At 51.6% G+C, this 14,805-nt stretch carries 13 protein-coding genes and 2 pseudogenes; 11 read left to right on the top strand and 4 right to left on the bottom strand.

Going from position 1 to position 14,805, the window contains the following annotated elements; all coding sequences use genetic code 11:
* The first annotated feature begins 34 nt into the window (after positions 1-34).
* The 3 genes from DXD02_RS05490 to DXD02_RS05500 all read left to right on the top strand — a co-directional run bounded on the left by DXD02_RS05490 (position 35) and on the right by DXD02_RS05500 (position 3,096).
* Entirely contained in the window at positions 35-1,051 is a 1,017-nt protein-coding gene (locus tag DXD02_RS05490; protein ID WP_118666502.1) for a hypothetical protein, read from the top strand.
* A gap of 82 nt (positions 1,052-1,133) precedes the next feature.
* Positions 1,134-1,925, top strand: a complete 792-nt coding sequence (locus tag DXD02_RS05495; protein ID WP_330410121.1) for an N-acetylmuramoyl-L-alanine amidase — start codon at positions 1,134-1,136, stop codon at positions 1,923-1,925.
* On the top strand, positions 1,822-3,096 hold the full coding sequence (locus DXD02_RS05500; protein WP_118666503.1) for a transglutaminase domain-containing protein: 1,275 nt from the start codon (positions 1,822-1,824) through the stop codon (positions 3,094-3,096). The genes DXD02_RS05495 and DXD02_RS05500 overlap by 104 nt, the downstream gene beginning before the upstream one ends.
* Before the next feature lie 120 nt (positions 3,097-3,216).
* Here the strand turns inward: DXD02_RS05500 and DXD02_RS05505 are convergent.
* A pseudogene (locus DXD02_RS05505) lies at positions 3,217-3,372 on the bottom strand (electron transfer flavoprotein subunit beta); the annotation flags it as partial.
* 144 nt (positions 3,373-3,516) lie between these two features.
* Between DXD02_RS05505 and DXD02_RS05510 the strand changes: the two are divergent.
* The 8 genes from DXD02_RS05510 to DXD02_RS05545 all read left to right on the top strand — a co-directional run bounded on the left by DXD02_RS05510 (position 3,517) and on the right by DXD02_RS05545 (position 12,767).
* Positions 3,517-5,985 carry a methyltransferase domain-containing protein gene (locus DXD02_RS05510; RefSeq protein WP_118666565.1) on the top strand — a complete coding sequence of 823 codons (2,469 nt, stop codon included), beginning with the start codon at positions 3,517-3,519 and terminating at the stop codon, positions 5,983-5,985.
* Between the two features lie 43 nt (positions 5,986-6,028).
* Positions 6,029-6,292 (top strand): hypothetical protein, encoded by a 264-nt coding sequence (locus DXD02_RS05515; protein WP_117802331.1) that lies wholly within the window; start codon positions 6,029-6,031, stop codon positions 6,290-6,292.
* The gene (gene nikB / locus DXD02_RS05520; protein WP_118666504.1) at positions 6,285-7,229 is read left to right on the top strand and encodes a nickel ABC transporter permease; all 945 of its coding nucleotides are present in this window, start codon (positions 6,285-6,287) and stop codon (positions 7,227-7,229) included. Before DXD02_RS05515 ends, nikB begins: the two co-directional genes overlap by 8 nt.
* Positions 7,226-8,086, top strand: coding sequence for an ABC transporter permease (locus DXD02_RS05525; protein ID WP_118666505.1), 861 nt, complete (start codon positions 7,226-7,228; stop codon positions 8,084-8,086). The genes nikB and DXD02_RS05525 overlap by 4 nt, the downstream gene beginning before the upstream one ends.
* 21 nt (positions 8,087-8,107) lie before the next feature.
* Positions 8,108-9,685 carry an ABC transporter substrate-binding protein gene (locus DXD02_RS05530; RefSeq protein WP_118666506.1) on the top strand — a complete coding sequence of 526 codons (1,578 nt, stop codon included), beginning with the start codon at positions 8,108-8,110 and terminating at the stop codon, positions 9,683-9,685.
* Between the two features lie 28 nt (positions 9,686-9,713).
* On the top strand, positions 9,714-10,496 hold the full coding sequence (locus DXD02_RS05535; RefSeq protein WP_117802393.1) for an ABC transporter ATP-binding protein: 783 nt from the start codon (positions 9,714-9,716) through the stop codon (positions 10,494-10,496).
* A complete protein-coding gene (locus DXD02_RS05540) occupies positions 10,497-11,255 on the top strand; it encodes an ABC transporter ATP-binding protein (RefSeq protein WP_117802335.1) in 759 nt (252 codons plus the stop codon). It begins immediately after the preceding gene.
* A 102-nt stretch (positions 11,256-11,357) separates the two neighbouring features.
* A complete protein-coding gene (locus DXD02_RS05545) occupies positions 11,358-12,767 on the top strand; it encodes a Sapep family Mn(2+)-dependent dipeptidase (protein WP_118666507.1) in 1,410 nt (469 codons plus the stop codon).
* 109 nt (positions 12,768-12,876) lie between these two features.
* Here the strand turns inward: DXD02_RS05545 and DXD02_RS05550 are convergent, their stop codons facing one another.
* From DXD02_RS05550 to DXD02_RS16350, 3 genes and pseudogenes are all read right to left on the bottom strand, one after another.
* Positions 12,877-14,577 (bottom strand): ABC-ATPase domain-containing protein, encoded by a 1,701-nt coding sequence (locus tag DXD02_RS05550; RefSeq protein WP_118666508.1) that lies wholly within the window; start codon positions 14,575-14,577, stop codon positions 12,877-12,879.
* Positions 14,561-14,686, bottom strand: coding sequence for a DUF6783 domain-containing protein (locus DXD02_RS16345; RefSeq protein WP_416822207.1), 126 nt, complete (start codon positions 14,684-14,686; stop codon positions 14,561-14,563). The genes DXD02_RS05550 and DXD02_RS16345 overlap by 17 nt, the downstream gene beginning before the upstream one ends.
* A 22-nt stretch (positions 14,687-14,708) precedes the next feature.
* Positions 14,709-14,798, bottom strand: a pseudogene (locus tag DXD02_RS16350) (DUF6783 domain-containing protein); the annotation flags it as partial.
* Positions 14,799-14,805 lie beyond the last annotated feature (7 nt).

Raw genomic sequence — 14,805 nt, forward strand, 5'->3', positions numbered from 1 at the left:
ATGATAAAAGCCCGGGCACGAAGGAGGAGTATACATGTCAGAAAACAATCGCGAAGAATTATTTAAAACAACGCTGATGGGCGGTTTCGATAAGGACGATGTCATGACGAAAGTGCAGAACCTAAAAGATCAGGCGTATGCCGCTCAGAAGAAACTGGAAGCGAAGATCGAGGAAAAAGAGCAGGAAATCGAGAAGCTGAACCGCAAGATCCGCGAGCGTGAGGATAAAATCGAGGAGCTCGAAAAAAATATTCATGAGAAATACCAGAGCTATATCGACAATTATGACAGCATCAGCGGCCTTGTGTTTGAGGCACAGGTGAAAGCGAAAAAACTGACACAGGAAACAGAGGAGAGCTGCAGAAAGCTAAAAGAAGAGACCGAGGAAGCCTGCCGCCGGAAAACCGAAGAAACGGACGAGTCCTGCCGCGAGAAAACGGAGGAAACGGATGAGGCGTGCTGCAAAAAGAAAGAGGAGACAAACGAGTCCTGCCGGAAACAGAGGGAGGAGACAAAGGAATCCTGTGCAAAGCAGCGCCGCGAGACGAAGGAACAGTGCGAATACATGGTAGAGAGCGCACGTCAGAAGGGCGAGGAACTGGCTGCTGTTTATGAAGAAAAACTGCAGGCCGAAGCAGAAGAAATCCAGAGCCATATGGACGCGGAACTGCAGAAAGCCAACACCAGATACCAGAAGATTTACGCCGAGATGGAAACCATGACAAGTGTACTCGAGAAGAACCGCAGAATTTTTGAGGAGACTTTTGCCGGCATCGAAAAAATGCGTGAGGAGATGAAACGTTCTGCGTCGGAAGTGGAAACCTTCATGAAAGATCCGGTAAAAAGTATCTTTCCCGGAGAGGCAAAAGAAACAGCCGCAGAGCCAGACCGTGAAGATACCGCAGAAGAAGCAGAGGAAGAAGACGAAATCGTCGAAAATTCCGCAGTCATCGATTTCGAAAATGAGCCGGATTATCTCGATGATGACAACGACGAAGAAGAGGATGAAATCCCGAATCGCGCGCATGATGAAGAAGATGAGGAAGAGTAACCGGAAGCAATAAGAGTTGTAACCTGCCCCGCTGCTGCATAAAATGACCAAGAAAGGAAATTTGCAGCAGGGGGCTTTTTATTTGGAAAAAGGGAAAAAACTGGAATGGCTGATGGCGGTGATTCTGCTTTCGGCGGCGTATGTTCTGTCCCGCGAGGGCGCACGGCTGGTGGCAGCACAGAAGGCAGCCACAAAAGTAGTGGTGCTGGACAGCGGCCACGGCGGCGACGATCCCGGCAAAATCGGGGCAAACGGTGTCAAAGAAAAGGACATCAACCTTGCGATTGCCCGTCTGCTGAAAAAGAAGCTGGAAAAGCAGGGAATCCTTGTGGTGATGACGCGGGAAGGGGAGGATGATCTCTCCGATCCGGGAGCCGTGAATGCGAAAGTGCAGGATCTGCAGCGGCGCGTGCAGCTGATTCATAAAAAAAAGCCGGACTGTGTGATCAGCATTCACCAGAACAGCTACCCGGATGCGGCGGTCAAAGGGGCGCAGGTGTTTTATTATACGGATTCAAAAGAAGGCGAAAAACTGGCGCTCTGCATGCAGGCTGCACTGGTCGCGGGGCTCGATCCGGCGAATCACAGGAAAGCCAAGGGAAACAAAACGTATTACATGCTGAAGAAGACAGACGCAGTGCTGGTGATCTGCGAGTGCGGATTCCTCTCAAATCCGGAGGAGGAAGCGCTCCTGAACACAAAGGAGTACCAGAAAAAGGTGGCGGATGCACTGTGTGACGGCGTTTTAACGTATCTGGGAGAAAAGAAGAATGGCAAAGAGAAGACACAGACGAAGACGGAAGAGACCGCTGCGGGCGCTGCTTCCGCTTATGCTTGCCCTGCTGGCGGCTTATCTGGTATTCGGAGAATTTGATGAGAGCGATCCCGCGCAGAACGGAAGCGGAGCGGACAGCAGCACTGCTTCACAGACGGCAGACGAAAACAATGGTCTGTCAGAGAATGGCGCAACACAGTTTCAGGCGGAAAATACAGATGAGGAGGAGCTGGCGAAGCGGTATTATTACAGCCAGCTCGATGAAAACAGACAGATGATTTACCGCGAACTGGTGCAGGGAATCGCGGAACACCAGGAAACCATCATCACAAAAGGCGGCGATCCCGATGTGACGGCGGAGGTTTACGGATGGGTCTATATGGATTACCCGGAGTACTGCTGGATCAACGGAGCATCACATGTCACGGGATACGGCGAGCCGAAGAACTACTGCGAGGTAGTTCCGGAATACACGATTCCTGCGGAGGAGATCACAGGCCGCCAGACCCAGGTCGAAGGGGCGGGAAATGATTTCTTAAGTGATATCGACCGTTCGATGGATGACTATGGGAAGATCAAGGCTGTCTTTGAAAAATGTATCCGGCAGATTGATTATGTGAAAGATGCGCCGGAGAATCAGACACTCTACAGCGGACTTGTGAACGGACAGACGGTCTGCGCAGGCTATGCCAGAACGTTCCAGTATCTGATGAACCGCCTGGACATCCCGGTCATTTATGTGACGGGAACGACAGACACCGGCGAGGCGCACGGCTGGAATATCGTAAAGTGCGGAGACAATTATTACAACGTCGATGTAACCTGGGGCGATCCGGTATTCGCAGAGGGCGAGAGCGGCGAGTACAATCTGCCGGACGACCTGATCTACTACGATTTTCTCTGCGTTTCCGATGCGGAATTTTCGGACACGCATCAGGCGGATGCGAATCTGCCGCTCCCGGCGTGCAATGCAGATGACCTCGAGTATTACCGCCAGATCGGCCGGTACATGGATACATTTGATGCGACGCAGATTCTGTGGGAAATGGAGACGGATATTGAAGAGACAAAAGAGTATTCCGAATTTAAATTTGCCACCGATGATCTGATGGCACAGGTCATGGAAGCCCGACCGGAGCTTCTCGATAAGGCTTCCGGCTATCTTTGCAGCTATTACGGACTCGGGTCCGTAAAATATACATACAGCGAGGATACGGCGACAAGAAAGCTGATGGTATTCTGGCAATATAAAGGAGAACCGAGTGAATGACGGTTCTCCTTTAAAAATATCCGGAAACAGAATGTCGATCAGCTCGCGCTCGAGAAACTCGATGGTAATCAGGCACGGATAAGGGAGTTCGGAAACCTGGGAAACACTCACAAGATCCTGACGGACGGTGATGGAATGATCCGTGACATCGGTAACCTCTGCGACCCAGGCGGCATGCGGGATCGTCAGATGTTTCGCAATCAAAGGGCCGACCTGCGCGGTATCGCCGTCGGTTGTCTGACGTCCGCAGATAATCAGATCCGCGCCGCCGATCACCTGAATACCCTGCGCCGGCGTTAAGAATATCCCCCGTGGGGGCTTGTGAAAAAGGCCGATTTTTGGTAGAGTAAAGGGATATTTGAGCGGTTGGAGAACGACCGCGCCGGGAAAGTTAAGAAAAAGAAGAAAGAAGCGGAAGATATGGAACAGGAATTATTACAGGAAATTGCCTCCTACTGGGGAACCCGTGCGGAGGGGTATTCTGAGGTCAATGAAAAAGAACTGGCGGGAAGCCAGAGAGAAGCGTGGCTGCATGTATTAGAGGAGCAGTTTCCAGAGAAAAAGAAAGAAGAGATGAAGATTCTCGATATCGGAACCGGCCCGGGATTCTTCCCGATGATTTTGTCGGAGGCAGGTTATACGGTGGCGGCTGTTGACTACACGGAGGAGATGCTGGAAAAGGCGAAAGAGAATCTGGGAAAATATACGAAATACGGTCTGGAGCGCGTGACGCTGCAGCGGATGGATGCACAGAATCTGGAGTTTGTGGATGAGACCTTTGATGTTGTCATTTCCAGAAATCTGACCTGGAATCTGGAAAAGCCGGAGCAGGCATACCAAGAATGGATGCGTGTCCTGAAACCGGGCGGCGTGTTGCTCAATTTTGATGCGGACTGGTACGGTTATCTCTATGACGAGGAGAAAAAAGAAGCGTACGAGGCAGACCGGAAGAAAGTGGAAGAGCAGCAGCTCGACGACCATTATCTGTGCACGGACATTGACCGCATGGAAAACATTGCGCGCCAGGTGCCGCTCTCTGCGATGGAACGGCCGGCGTGGGATACGAAGGTGCTCGAATCCCTCGGCGTCTGTTCCATCCAGACCGATTCCGAAATCTGGAAGCGCGTCTGGAGCGAGGAAGAGAGACTGAACTATGCATCGACACCGATGTTTCTGGTGCGCGCGGAAAAAAGCGCAGAGCAGTCCTTCCAGCTTGGTGATGTGACCGTCCGCCGCGGCGAAAAATATCAGGGGGATATCTCCTTTGCGAATGGGGATATCGTGCTTCCGGGAACGATTATCTGTGGAAAACTTCCGGGAAAAACAATGCTGATCACCGGCGGCGTTCATTCCGGGGAATACGTCGGCATTCAGGCGTGTGTGGAACTGGGAGCGGAGCTTCAGCCGGAAAAAACGGTTGGAACGATCGTGATTTTAAAGGTCTTAAACCGTCCTGCTTTTGAAAACCGTGCGGGCAGTCTCGGACTTTCCGATGGCAAAAACCTGAACCGTGTATTTCCGGGCAATCCAAATGGAACCGAGATGGAGCGGCTGGCGTGGGCGATGACAAAGGAAGTTTTCCCGAAAGTAGATTACTATATCGACCTCCACAGCGGCGACGATTTTGAGGATCTGACGCCGTACGTCTATTACGCCGGAAAAGCGGCGCAGGAAGTGATGGAGACTTCGCGGAAAATGGCGGAGCAGGTGGATGTACCGTACATGGTGCGCTCCATGGTATCATCGGGCGGAGCTTACAACTATGCGGCATCCAGAGGAATTGCAAGTATTCTCCTGGAGCGCGGCGGCATGGGCGCATGGACATCCGAGGAAGTCAATTCGGACAAGCGCGATGTGCGCAATATCCTAAGCAGCCTCGGGATGTATCAGATCCGCCGCGATGTGCGGAACTACGTGCCGATGGAAGTGACGGATGTCCGCTATCAGGCGGCTTCGGAAAGCGGCCTGTGGTATCCGGCGGCGAAACCGGGAGACATGGTTGCGGAGGGTGCACTGCTTGGAACCATCCGTGATTATAATGGAAAACTCCGGGAGACATGCCGCGCCGAATACACCGGTGTTGTGCTGTACCAGACGGGCAGCCTGCAGGTAATCGAGGGAGGATCTGTTGTTGCCTACGGACGGATCGTGCGCGAGCCGGAATATGACGACCGCAAAGAACAGATTGTCCATTACTGGGAAAAGCGGAGTGAGAGCTTTTTGGAGCAGAGACGCGCGGAGCTGGCCAACCCGATTGCGAAGCGCTGGATGAAAGAGATCGAAAAACAGATTCCGGAAAAGAGACGGTTAAAAATCCTTGATGTCGGCTGCGGAGCCGGATTTTTCTCAATTCTGCTGGCAAAAGCGGGCCATGAGGTCTTCGGCATCGACCTGACACCGGAGATGGTTGAGAATGCCATCCAGCTTGCCGAGGAGGAAAACGCCGACTGCCGGTTCCAGGTTATGGACGCGGAAAAACCGATATTTGCGGATGAAACGTTTGATGTTGTCATTTCCCGAAATCTGACATGGACCCTGCCGAATGCGGAGCATGCCTACAGCGAATGGATGCGTGTGCTGAAAACGGGCGGTATCCTGCTGAACTTCGATGCCAATTACGGAAAAGACGATGCTTCTGACACGAAAGATCTGCCGGAACAGCACGCCCATTTTAAAGTGGGAAATGAAATGCTTGAAGAGTGCGAATGGATCAAAGCACAGCTTCCGATCAGCCGGAAAAACCGGCCGGCATATGATGTGGCCGTGCTGTGTGAGAATACCAGAGGGGAAATTCACATTGATCCGGATCTTGGAAAACGGATTTATCTGGAAAAAGATGAATTTTACAATCCTGCGCCGATGTTTTCGATCTGTGCAGTAAAAAAATGAAGGTTTTCATACCGGAAAGAAATGATTTGCGGAGGAAAAGGATATGAAACAGTTTCAAAACTTTGAGGAAGAAAATATTCATTACTGGACCGGAAGAACCGATGTGGCAGCAATGGAGGCAATTGCACGGCAGACACCGCTGTCAGAAAAACAGAGACCGGAATGGGATCTTACCGTATTGCGGGTGGCGGGCATGGAAGCCAAAGCCGATCCCGAAATCTGGAAAGCGGTCTGGACAAAAGAAGAACGGATCAACAATGCTTCCACCCCGATGTTCCTGGTTGAAGGAGTAAAAAAAGATGCGTAACTATGTGATGAAAAGGCTTCTTCAGCTGATACCGATTCTCTTTGTGATTACCTTTTTGTCTTTTGGAATGATGCGGCTGGCAGGAAGCGATGCGGTACTTCAGAAGATGGAAAATACCGGCATGGTTATGTCACAGGATGTGATCGAACAGGCACAAAAGGAGCTTGGACTGGACAAGCCGTTTCTGGTGCAGTACGTTGTATGGCTGAAAAATCTGCTGCATGGGGACATGGGCGTAAGCTATATCTCAGGAGAAGATATTTTTGATACCTTTCTGGCAAAACTTCCGGCGACCCTGCTTCTGACCGTCGTTTCGATTGGACTGACGATTGTCATTTCCATCCCGCTTGGCGTGCTTGCGGCGGTAAAACAGAATCGGATGATCGACTACCTGATTCGGTTCTGCAGCTTTATGGGAAACAGCATGCCCAATTTTTTCGTGGCACTGCTTTTGATGCTGTTCTTTGCGATTCGCCTGAAGTGGTTTCCGGTTATTTCGGACGGAGTCAGTCTGCAAAGCGTGGCACTGCCTGCACTGACCCTTGCGATTGCCATGTCTGCCAAGTATCTGCGGCAGGTAAGGGCAACCGTTCTGGATGAGCTGGGGAAGCCTTATGTAAGCGGAGCAAAAGCGAGAGGCATTCCCTTTTCGACCACGCTGGTAAAGAGCGTGCTCCGCGCTTCTCTTGTGACGATTCTTACACTGCTTACGCTGTCCATCGGAAGCCTTCTTGGCGGAACCGCGATTGTAGAATCGATTTTTCTGTGGGACGGAGTTGGAAAACTTGCGGTGGATGCCATCAGTATGCGCGATTATCCGATGATCCAGGCATATGTGATGTGGATGGCGATTATTTATGTCGGGGTTAATCTGCTTACGGATTTGGCGTATCGTTTTCTGGATCCGAGAATTCGCCTGGGAGGAATGGAAGGATGAAAAAAGAAAAAACCATTACCGTGCGCAGACAGAAAATTCAGCCGGACCGGACCAAAAAACGTTTGTGTTTTTTTCTGTTTCTGACGGCACTGCTTTTGCTGACGGTTGTTTTTGCAGAGCAGATCTGTCCCTATGATCCCAATGCGCAGGATACAGGGGCTGCGTTACTGCCGCCGGGAGCGGGACATCTTGCCGGAACAGATCGGTTCGGGCGGGATATGCTGTCCAGAATTCTGGTGGGTTTAAAAACCAGTGTTACTTCTACACTGATTCTGGTGGTTGTCGTTACCGTGACGGGAAGTATCCTGGGGCTGATCTGCGGATATTTCGGCGGAATTGCAGACACCGTTATTATGCGGATTTCCGATATTTGTCTTGCGTTTCCCGGCCTGGTTTTTGCAATGGCAATCGCAGCTCTTTTAAATGGAGGAATCAGTAATGCAGTTCTGGCGCTGGCGTTAATCAGCTGGCCGAAGTATGCCCGAATTGCAAGAAGCCAGACGCTGACGGTAAAAAATACAAACTATATGGCGGCCAGCCAGCTTGCCGGATGTACCGCGGCGCAGATGATCTGGCGCCATATCCTGCCGAATATTGCCGGACCGATTCTGGTAACATCGATGCTCGATATCGGAACGATGATGATGGAGCTTGCCGGACTGTCATTCCTGGGACTTGGCGCACAGCCACCTACGGCGGAGCTTGGAAATATGATGAGCGGCGGAAGAAGTATGCTGCAGACGTATCCATGGGTTGTAATTGGCCCGGGACTTGCTATTTTTACAGCGGTTGTTATTTTTAATCTGCTTGGTGATGCCATGCGCGATTATCTGGATCCCCACAATGGACGGGGGTAAGAAAGAAAAGGAGAGTGGAATTTGAAAACGAAAAACTGGAAAAAAACGATATCATTTTTAGCGGCAGTCTGTTTAAGCGGCAGTCTGCTTGCCGGATGTGGAAGTCAGAAAAGTGCGGACAGTACGCAGAAAGAGAACAGTGAAAAAACATTTGTATTTGGTGACACCACTTTTAACCCGGAAAATGAGGAAGCCGATGTCAATCCGCATAATACCTATGCCGGCTGGGCCTGTATCCGATATGGAATTGGGGAAACGCTGTTTCATTATTCCGATGCCATGGAAATTGAGCCATGGCTGGCAACCGAATATGAAAATCCTGATGATCTGACCTGGATCATCACGCTGCGGGACGATGTTTCGTTTTCCAGCGGACGAAAAATGGATGGAGAAGCAGTAAAAGAATGTCTGGAACATCTGATCGAGGTTCATGAGCGTGCCAGGGGAGATCTGATGATTGACTCCATTACGGCAGAAGGTCAGACGGTCACAATCAAAACGCAGGTTCCAAAACCGACGCTTTTGAACTATCTTTCCGACCCGTATGGATGTATCATTGATATGCAGGCGGGCATTACAGAGGATGGCATCGTAACAGGAACCGGACCGTATCAAGTCGTATCTCTTACATCCGGGGAAAAACTGGAGCTTAAAAAAAATGAAACCTACTGGGATGGGGAACCGGGATTTGATCAGATTACGGTTCGCACCATCTCGGACGGCGACACACTTACCATGGCACTTCAGTCCGGAGAGATTGATGGCGCCTATGGAATGCCGTATGCAAGCTACCCGCTGTTTGAGAATGATGATTACACATTTTCGAGCTGTGCCACAAGCCGTGCGTTCTTTGCCCATATGAACTTTGAAAGCCCGATCATCCAGGATGAGGCAGTGCGGAAAGCAATTGCAATGGGAATCGACAAAGAAGGGTTTGTCGAGACGCTTCTGGATGGAAACGGTTATGCGGCAGTCGGTGCGTATCCGGATAATTTCTCTTTTGGAGGAGACGCCGTACAGGCAGAATCCTATGATCCGGCGGGAGCCGAAAAAGTGCTGGAGGATGCCGGATGGGTGGACCGTGATGGAGATGGAATCCGGGAAAAAGACGGAGAAAAACTGTCGATCCGCTGGCTGACGTATCCAAGCCGTCAGGAACTGCCGCTTCTTGCAGAATCGGCTCAGGCAACCTTAAAAGAAATCGGAATCGATGTGTCCATCAACAGCACGGCAAATCATAACAGTCTGCGAAAAGATCCGACGGCATGGGATGTTTATGCAAGTGCAATGGTAACGGCGCCGACGGGAGATCCGGAGTATTTCTTTACGACACACTGTCTGGACAGTTCGGCGGTCAACAACGGACATTACCATTCTGACAGGCTGGAAGAGCTGGAAAAAGAAATGGCAGTTACCTTTGATACAGAAAAACGAGGAGAACTGGCGGTCCAGATGCAGCAGACGATCCTGGACGATCATGCTTTTGTGTTCTGTTCACATCTGAAAATGAGCATGATTTCACGGTCAGATGTAACCGGACTGATGGCGCATCCCTGCGATTTCTATGAGATTGCTGCAGACCTGAAACCGGCAGAATAATATGTGGGAAGAGCAAAAAGGAGAAAGAATGGAAGAACTGCTGTCTTATTCGCATGTCGATATCGCTTTTCGGGGAAACACCGTGGTACATGACGTCAGTTTCGAACTTCATCCGGGAGAAATTCTTGGCATTGTGGGCGAATCCGGAAGCGGAAAAAGTACCTTGCTGAAGGCTGCAATGGGTTTGCTTGGAAGGGACGGAATGGTAACCCGGGGAGATATTTTTTTCCGCGGGCAGGACATACCGGATCTGCCGGAAAAACAGCTGCGGACCATCTGCGGAGCAGGAATCGGCATGATCTTCCAGGATGCGGGCGCTTCGTTAAGTCCCATACGTACCATTGGTGCGCAGATCCGGGAGAGCATGGCCGTCCATAAAAAAATAACGAAAGCAGAGGCGAAAAGGCAGGCACTGCAGCTGTTTGAAAAGATTGGCCTGGAAGACGGGGAAAGAATCTGGAGAAGCTATCCGTTTGAACTTTCGGGAGGCATGAAGCAGAGAGTGGGAATTGCCCTTGCCATGCTGATGGAGCCGCCGGTTCTGCTGGCCGATGAACCGACAAGCGCATTGGATGTGGCCGTACAGAAACAGGTGGCAGAGGAGATGCTCCATCTGCGGGAAGTATTTGGAACCGCAATCGTTCTGGTGACACATGATATCGGGGTTGTATCAGCCATGGCAGATACCGTGCTTGTGTTAAAAGACGGCTGCGTGGCAGAGTATGGTACTGCAGAACAGGTGCTAAAGGAACCGCGCCGGGAGTACACCAAAAATCTGCTGGCGGCAGTTCCCAGACTTTGGAGGAAATAAATGGAACCAATTTTGAAAGTTTCCGATTTGACCAAAACGTTTGAAGACAGAAAAAAGGAAAAATTTTATGCGGTAGATCATGTTTCCTTTCAGATGATGCCGGGGCAGACGCTTGGAATTGTGGGTGAATCCGGAAGCGGGAAAAGTACGCTGGCCAGACTTTTGTGCTGTCTTGAAAAGCCGGACGGCGGCGTACTTTCCCTGTGCGGCCAAGAGATCGGAGATACGAAACGAAAAAAAAATCGAGAGGTCTGCCGGAAAATTCAAATGGTTTTTCAGGATCCGGTCAGCTCTTTCGACCCGCGCCGGACGCTGGGGGAAGGGATCGGGGAAAGTCTCAGAAATGCCGGAGTTCCCCGGAAAGAAGCAGAGAAGAGGGTAAGGCAGCTGCTGGAGCAGTGCGGTCTTCCGGAAGAGTTTGCAAAACGATATCCGCATGAGGTAAGCGGCGGTCAGTGCCAGCGTGCAGCGATTGCAAGAGCACTGGCGATCGAGCCGCAGATTCTGATCTGTGATGAGGCGACGTCTGCACTGGATGTCGCCGTGCAGAAACAGATCATGGAGCTTCTGGATCTGCTGCGGAAGGAAAAACATCTGACAATTTTATTTATCTGTCACAATCTGGCACTGGTACAGTCCTTCTGCGATCGGATTCTCGTCATGAAGCAGGGAAAAATGGTAGAAGAAGGAACACCGGAGGAAGTGATCTGGCATCCGAAACATCCGTATACCAAATTACTGGTAGATTCCGTGTTATAAGTTTAGAAAGGAAGAGCAGAAAATGTGGATTTTCTGCTCTTTCTGCGTTATGATAGAGAAAAGCGGCAAGAGCGCCGGAAAAGAAAAAGGAGAAAACTTGCGATGCGAAAAGAAGAGTTAAAAACATATATCGAAAACCATGAATCGGAGATGATCGAAGACCTGAAAAGCCTGATCCGGATTCCAAGCGAGAAACAGGCGGCAGAGCCGGGCAAACCGTTTGGCGCACCGGCGGCAGAGGCACTGGCGCAGGGAAGCCGTATCCTGGAAAAATACGGATTTGCCGTAACCAACTACGACAACTATGCGATTGCAGCGGATTTCAACGGAGAAGAAAAAGGCCTCGATATCCTGGCCCATCTCGATGTTGTACCGGCTGGCGAAGGATGGCAGGAGACGGATCCGTTCACCCCGCTTGTCAAAGACGGAAAAATGTTCGGCCGCGGAACCGCAGACGACAAAGGACCGGCCATCGCAGCGATCTACGCGATGCGCGCTGTCAAAGAGCTTGGCTTTCCGTTAAAGAAAAATGTGCGCCTCGTCCTCGGCTCCGATGAGGAATGCGGAAGTTCCGATCTTGAATACTATTATAAAAAAGAAACAGAAGCGCCATGCACCTTCTCTCCGGACGCCGAGTTCCCGGTCATCAACATTGAAAAGGGCGGCATGCGCGGCCATTTTGAAAAAGCATCCAACGCCGGAACGACAGGCGTGCGCCTCGTATCCTTACAGGCCGGAACGAAACTGAATGTTGTGCCGGGCAAAGCATACGCAGAGCTTGCCGGTATCACAAAAGAGGCGCTGAAAGCCTGCGTTGATGAGACAGAGCAGAAGACCGGCGTTTCCTTCGTTCTGGAAGATGCGGAAAACGGCAATATAAAGATCACCGCCTGCGGAGCCTTCGCCCATGCCTCCACACCGGAAATGGGAAACAATGCGCTGACCGCACTGCTGCAGCTTCTTGCATCCGCGGGAATGGAAGAGAGCGAACTGAAAAATGACATCATCTTTCTCGGTCAGGTTTACCCGCACGGCGATGCCAAAGGAGCAGCTCTCGGCGTAGCCATGGCGGATGAGGAGTCGGGTGAGCTTACGCTTAGCCTCGATCTGATGAACTACGACGGAAAAACCCTGACCGGTTCCTACGACTGCCGTGCGCCGATCTGTGCAACGAGAGAAAACCTGTACGAGACGGCTGAGCAGAATATGAAAAAAGGCGGCTTCGCCATGGAAGGCAGTGCCATGTTCCCACCACACCACGTCCCGGCCGACAGCCCGTTTGTCCAGACCCTGCTGCAGTGCTACACGGATGTCACTGGAAAACCAGGCAAACCATTTGCGATCGGCGGCGGAACGTATGTGCATCATCTGAAAAACGGTGTTGCGTTTGGATGCGCAGACCTTGAAGTCGACAACCGTATGCACGGAGCAGACGAGTTCGTGGAAATCGAATGCCTGAAAGAATGCGTTGTGATCTTCGCGGAGGCGATTCTGCGGATCTGCGGGGAATAAATAATTGAAAAATAAAAGATAAAAAAGATCTTCAGCCAAACCGATAGATTCTGAAAAGAACAAGGTTTGCCTGAAGATTTTTTATGGCTCTGAATTGTTAAAAATTTTCTCAGAACCGCAGTTCCCTGCACCGGTTCAGACATGCAAAGATTTCCTGCCGTCTCGGCCGTGCCAGGTCGCTGGGTCTTCCAGGAGCGAGAAGAGAAGCAAGGCCTTTTTCATCCATCTGTTTTTCCAGCAGATCCACTACCTGCACCAGTGTTTTCTTACCGTCCATCTTGTGCTCCGCTGCTTCTAAAAGAAGCGCAGCCAGCCCGTTCAGCTGTTCACTGTCCGTGAGCTGTTCCACGGCGCGCAGATCCGTCAGAGATTTGTTGATGAGGATGGATTCCCGTCCCATCACTTTGACTTTCGTGCGGTCACTTCCCGTCAGGCCTTTGCCCGGCTGCGGGCAGCGATGGAAGGCTGGAACGGAAAAAGGGCGTACGGAGGCAGTAAACGGCGGAAATTCCGCGGCTGTGGTTTTTGCGCGATCCGTAATGTCATAAGGAACGTATTCTTTCATCTGAATGACAGTGTCTGCCACGTGGAAGTAAGAACCGGAGCTTCCGGCGACGAGAATCGACGAGATGCCGAGCTTCTCATACAGATCCCGCACGCGGCTGATAAACGGTGTGATCGGTTCCTCGCTGTCGGCAACGACGCGCTGCATCAGCTCATCGCGCACCATAAAGTTGGTGGCGGACGTGTCCTCGTCGATCAGAAAGAGGCTCGTGCCGGATTCGATGCCCTCGATCACGTTGGCAGCCTGCGAGGTGCTTCCGCTGGCATCGGCGGTCGAGAATGAAGTCGTATCACTCTTTCCGGGAAGATTGTGGATGAAGAGGGAGATATCGACGTTGCTGATGCTTCTGGAGTCCTCGGAGCGGAGCTTTCCGGCGCTTGCATCGGTGATGACATATTCACGGCCGTCCCCGGCGATGTGGTTGTATACGCCGCGCTCAAGAGCCTGCAGAAGGGTAGATTTTCCGTGGAAGCCTCCGCCTACGATCAGTGTGACACCGAGTGGAATTCCCATGCCGGAAACAGGTCCGCGGTTTGGAAGATCGAGGGTAACGCGCAGGGATTCCGGTGAGGTAAACGGAACGGCGTGCTTCATCGGCAGATCGGAAACACCGGTCTCGCGCGGGAGAATGGAGCCGTCGGCGATGAAGGCAGTAAGCCCTTTTTCTTTTAATGCGGAACGGATCGCCTGCTGATCCTCACAGAGATAGGCGACATTGGCACATGCTTTTGGATCCAGAGCACGGTAGAACAGTGATTTTTCCACGCAGCCGGGCAGAAAGTCGAAAAGAATACGGATCAGCTCCTGCGAGGCGATGGTGCGGCCGTTGGCTGGAAAGCCGATTTCCATGTTGACGACAAGACTGCCGTCGGAAGGATTCAGAACGCAGGCAGTGCGCTCCAGAATTTCCTGTCCGCAGCGGCTTATCCCCAGCAGACCACTTTTGCCGGAACCCTTCGCGCGGAAGGAATACGGTGCGATGGCGCGCGCAAACTGGCGCAGCAGGTAATCCTGGAGGGCGACGCGCTTTTCGTATGTGTCGTAGAGAAAAGCCGGAAACGCAGCGGTTTTGCCGCTGACATGAACGCTGACCCGCGACGGAGCGGCGAACGGATCGCCCTGCACGTGGTCGATGGAGAGTGTGTAGCGCGGAAATTGATAGGCACCGCGGGTAGATTTATAGGCGGGATAGCTTTTGTGATTGATACTGAATAAAAGCTGTTTCAGGTCATTTGCAGATTGCATGAAAAAAACTCCTTTCAAAATAAAAAAGGTGAGGCTGCCGTACAGAGCATGTCTGAAAATGGCTTTTCGCAAGCTGCGAGTTCCAGGTGGTGGGAGATTTTGTCCGAATGAGGGCGGCTTAAACCCGCTACGGCAACCGAATGAGGGCAAAATCTCCCACAAAGTGGGGCTTGCAGCTTGCGGAAATGATTTTTCAGACACGCGCTGGACGACAGCCTCATCCAAAAA

It is taken from the genome of Blautia sp. TF10-30 (assembly GCF_003481245.1).
In the GTDB taxonomy this organism is placed as follows: Bacteria; Bacillota; Clostridia; order Lachnospirales; family Lachnospiraceae; genus Fusicatenibacter; species Fusicatenibacter saccharivorans.

Excerpts from the sequence above, each read along its gene's own strand:
- DXD02_RS05490 (WP_118666502.1), top strand. The coding sequence starts at position 35 with ATGTCAGAAAACAATCGCGAAGAATTATTTAAAACAACGCTGATGGGC.
- DXD02_RS05500 (WP_118666503.1), top strand. The coding sequence starts at position 1,822 with ATGGCAAAGAGAAGACACAGACGAAGACGGAAGAGACCGCTGCGGGCG.
- DXD02_RS05510 (WP_118666565.1), top strand. The coding sequence starts at position 3,517 with ATGGAACAGGAATTATTACAGGAAATTGCCTCCTACTGGGGAACCCGT.
- DXD02_RS05515 (WP_117802331.1), top strand. The coding sequence starts at position 6,029 with ATGAAACAGTTTCAAAACTTTGAGGAAGAAAATATTCATTACTGGACC.
- nikB (WP_118666504.1), top strand. The coding sequence starts at position 6,285 with ATGCGTAACTATGTGATGAAAAGGCTTCTTCAGCTGATACCGATTCTC.
- DXD02_RS05525 (WP_118666505.1), top strand. The coding sequence starts at position 7,226 with ATGAAAAAAGAAAAAACCATTACCGTGCGCAGACAGAAAATTCAGCCG.
- DXD02_RS05535 (WP_117802393.1), top strand. The coding sequence starts at position 9,714 with ATGGAAGAACTGCTGTCTTATTCGCATGTCGATATCGCTTTTCGGGGA.
- DXD02_RS05540 (WP_117802335.1), top strand. The coding sequence starts at position 10,497 with ATGGAACCAATTTTGAAAGTTTCCGATTTGACCAAAACGTTTGAAGAC.
- DXD02_RS05545 (WP_118666507.1), top strand. The coding sequence starts at position 11,358 with ATGCGAAAAGAAGAGTTAAAAACATATATCGAAAACCATGAATCGGAG.
- DXD02_RS05550 (WP_118666508.1), bottom strand. The coding sequence starts at position 14,577 with ATGCAATCTGCAAATGACCTGAAACAGCTTTTATTCAGTATCAATCAC.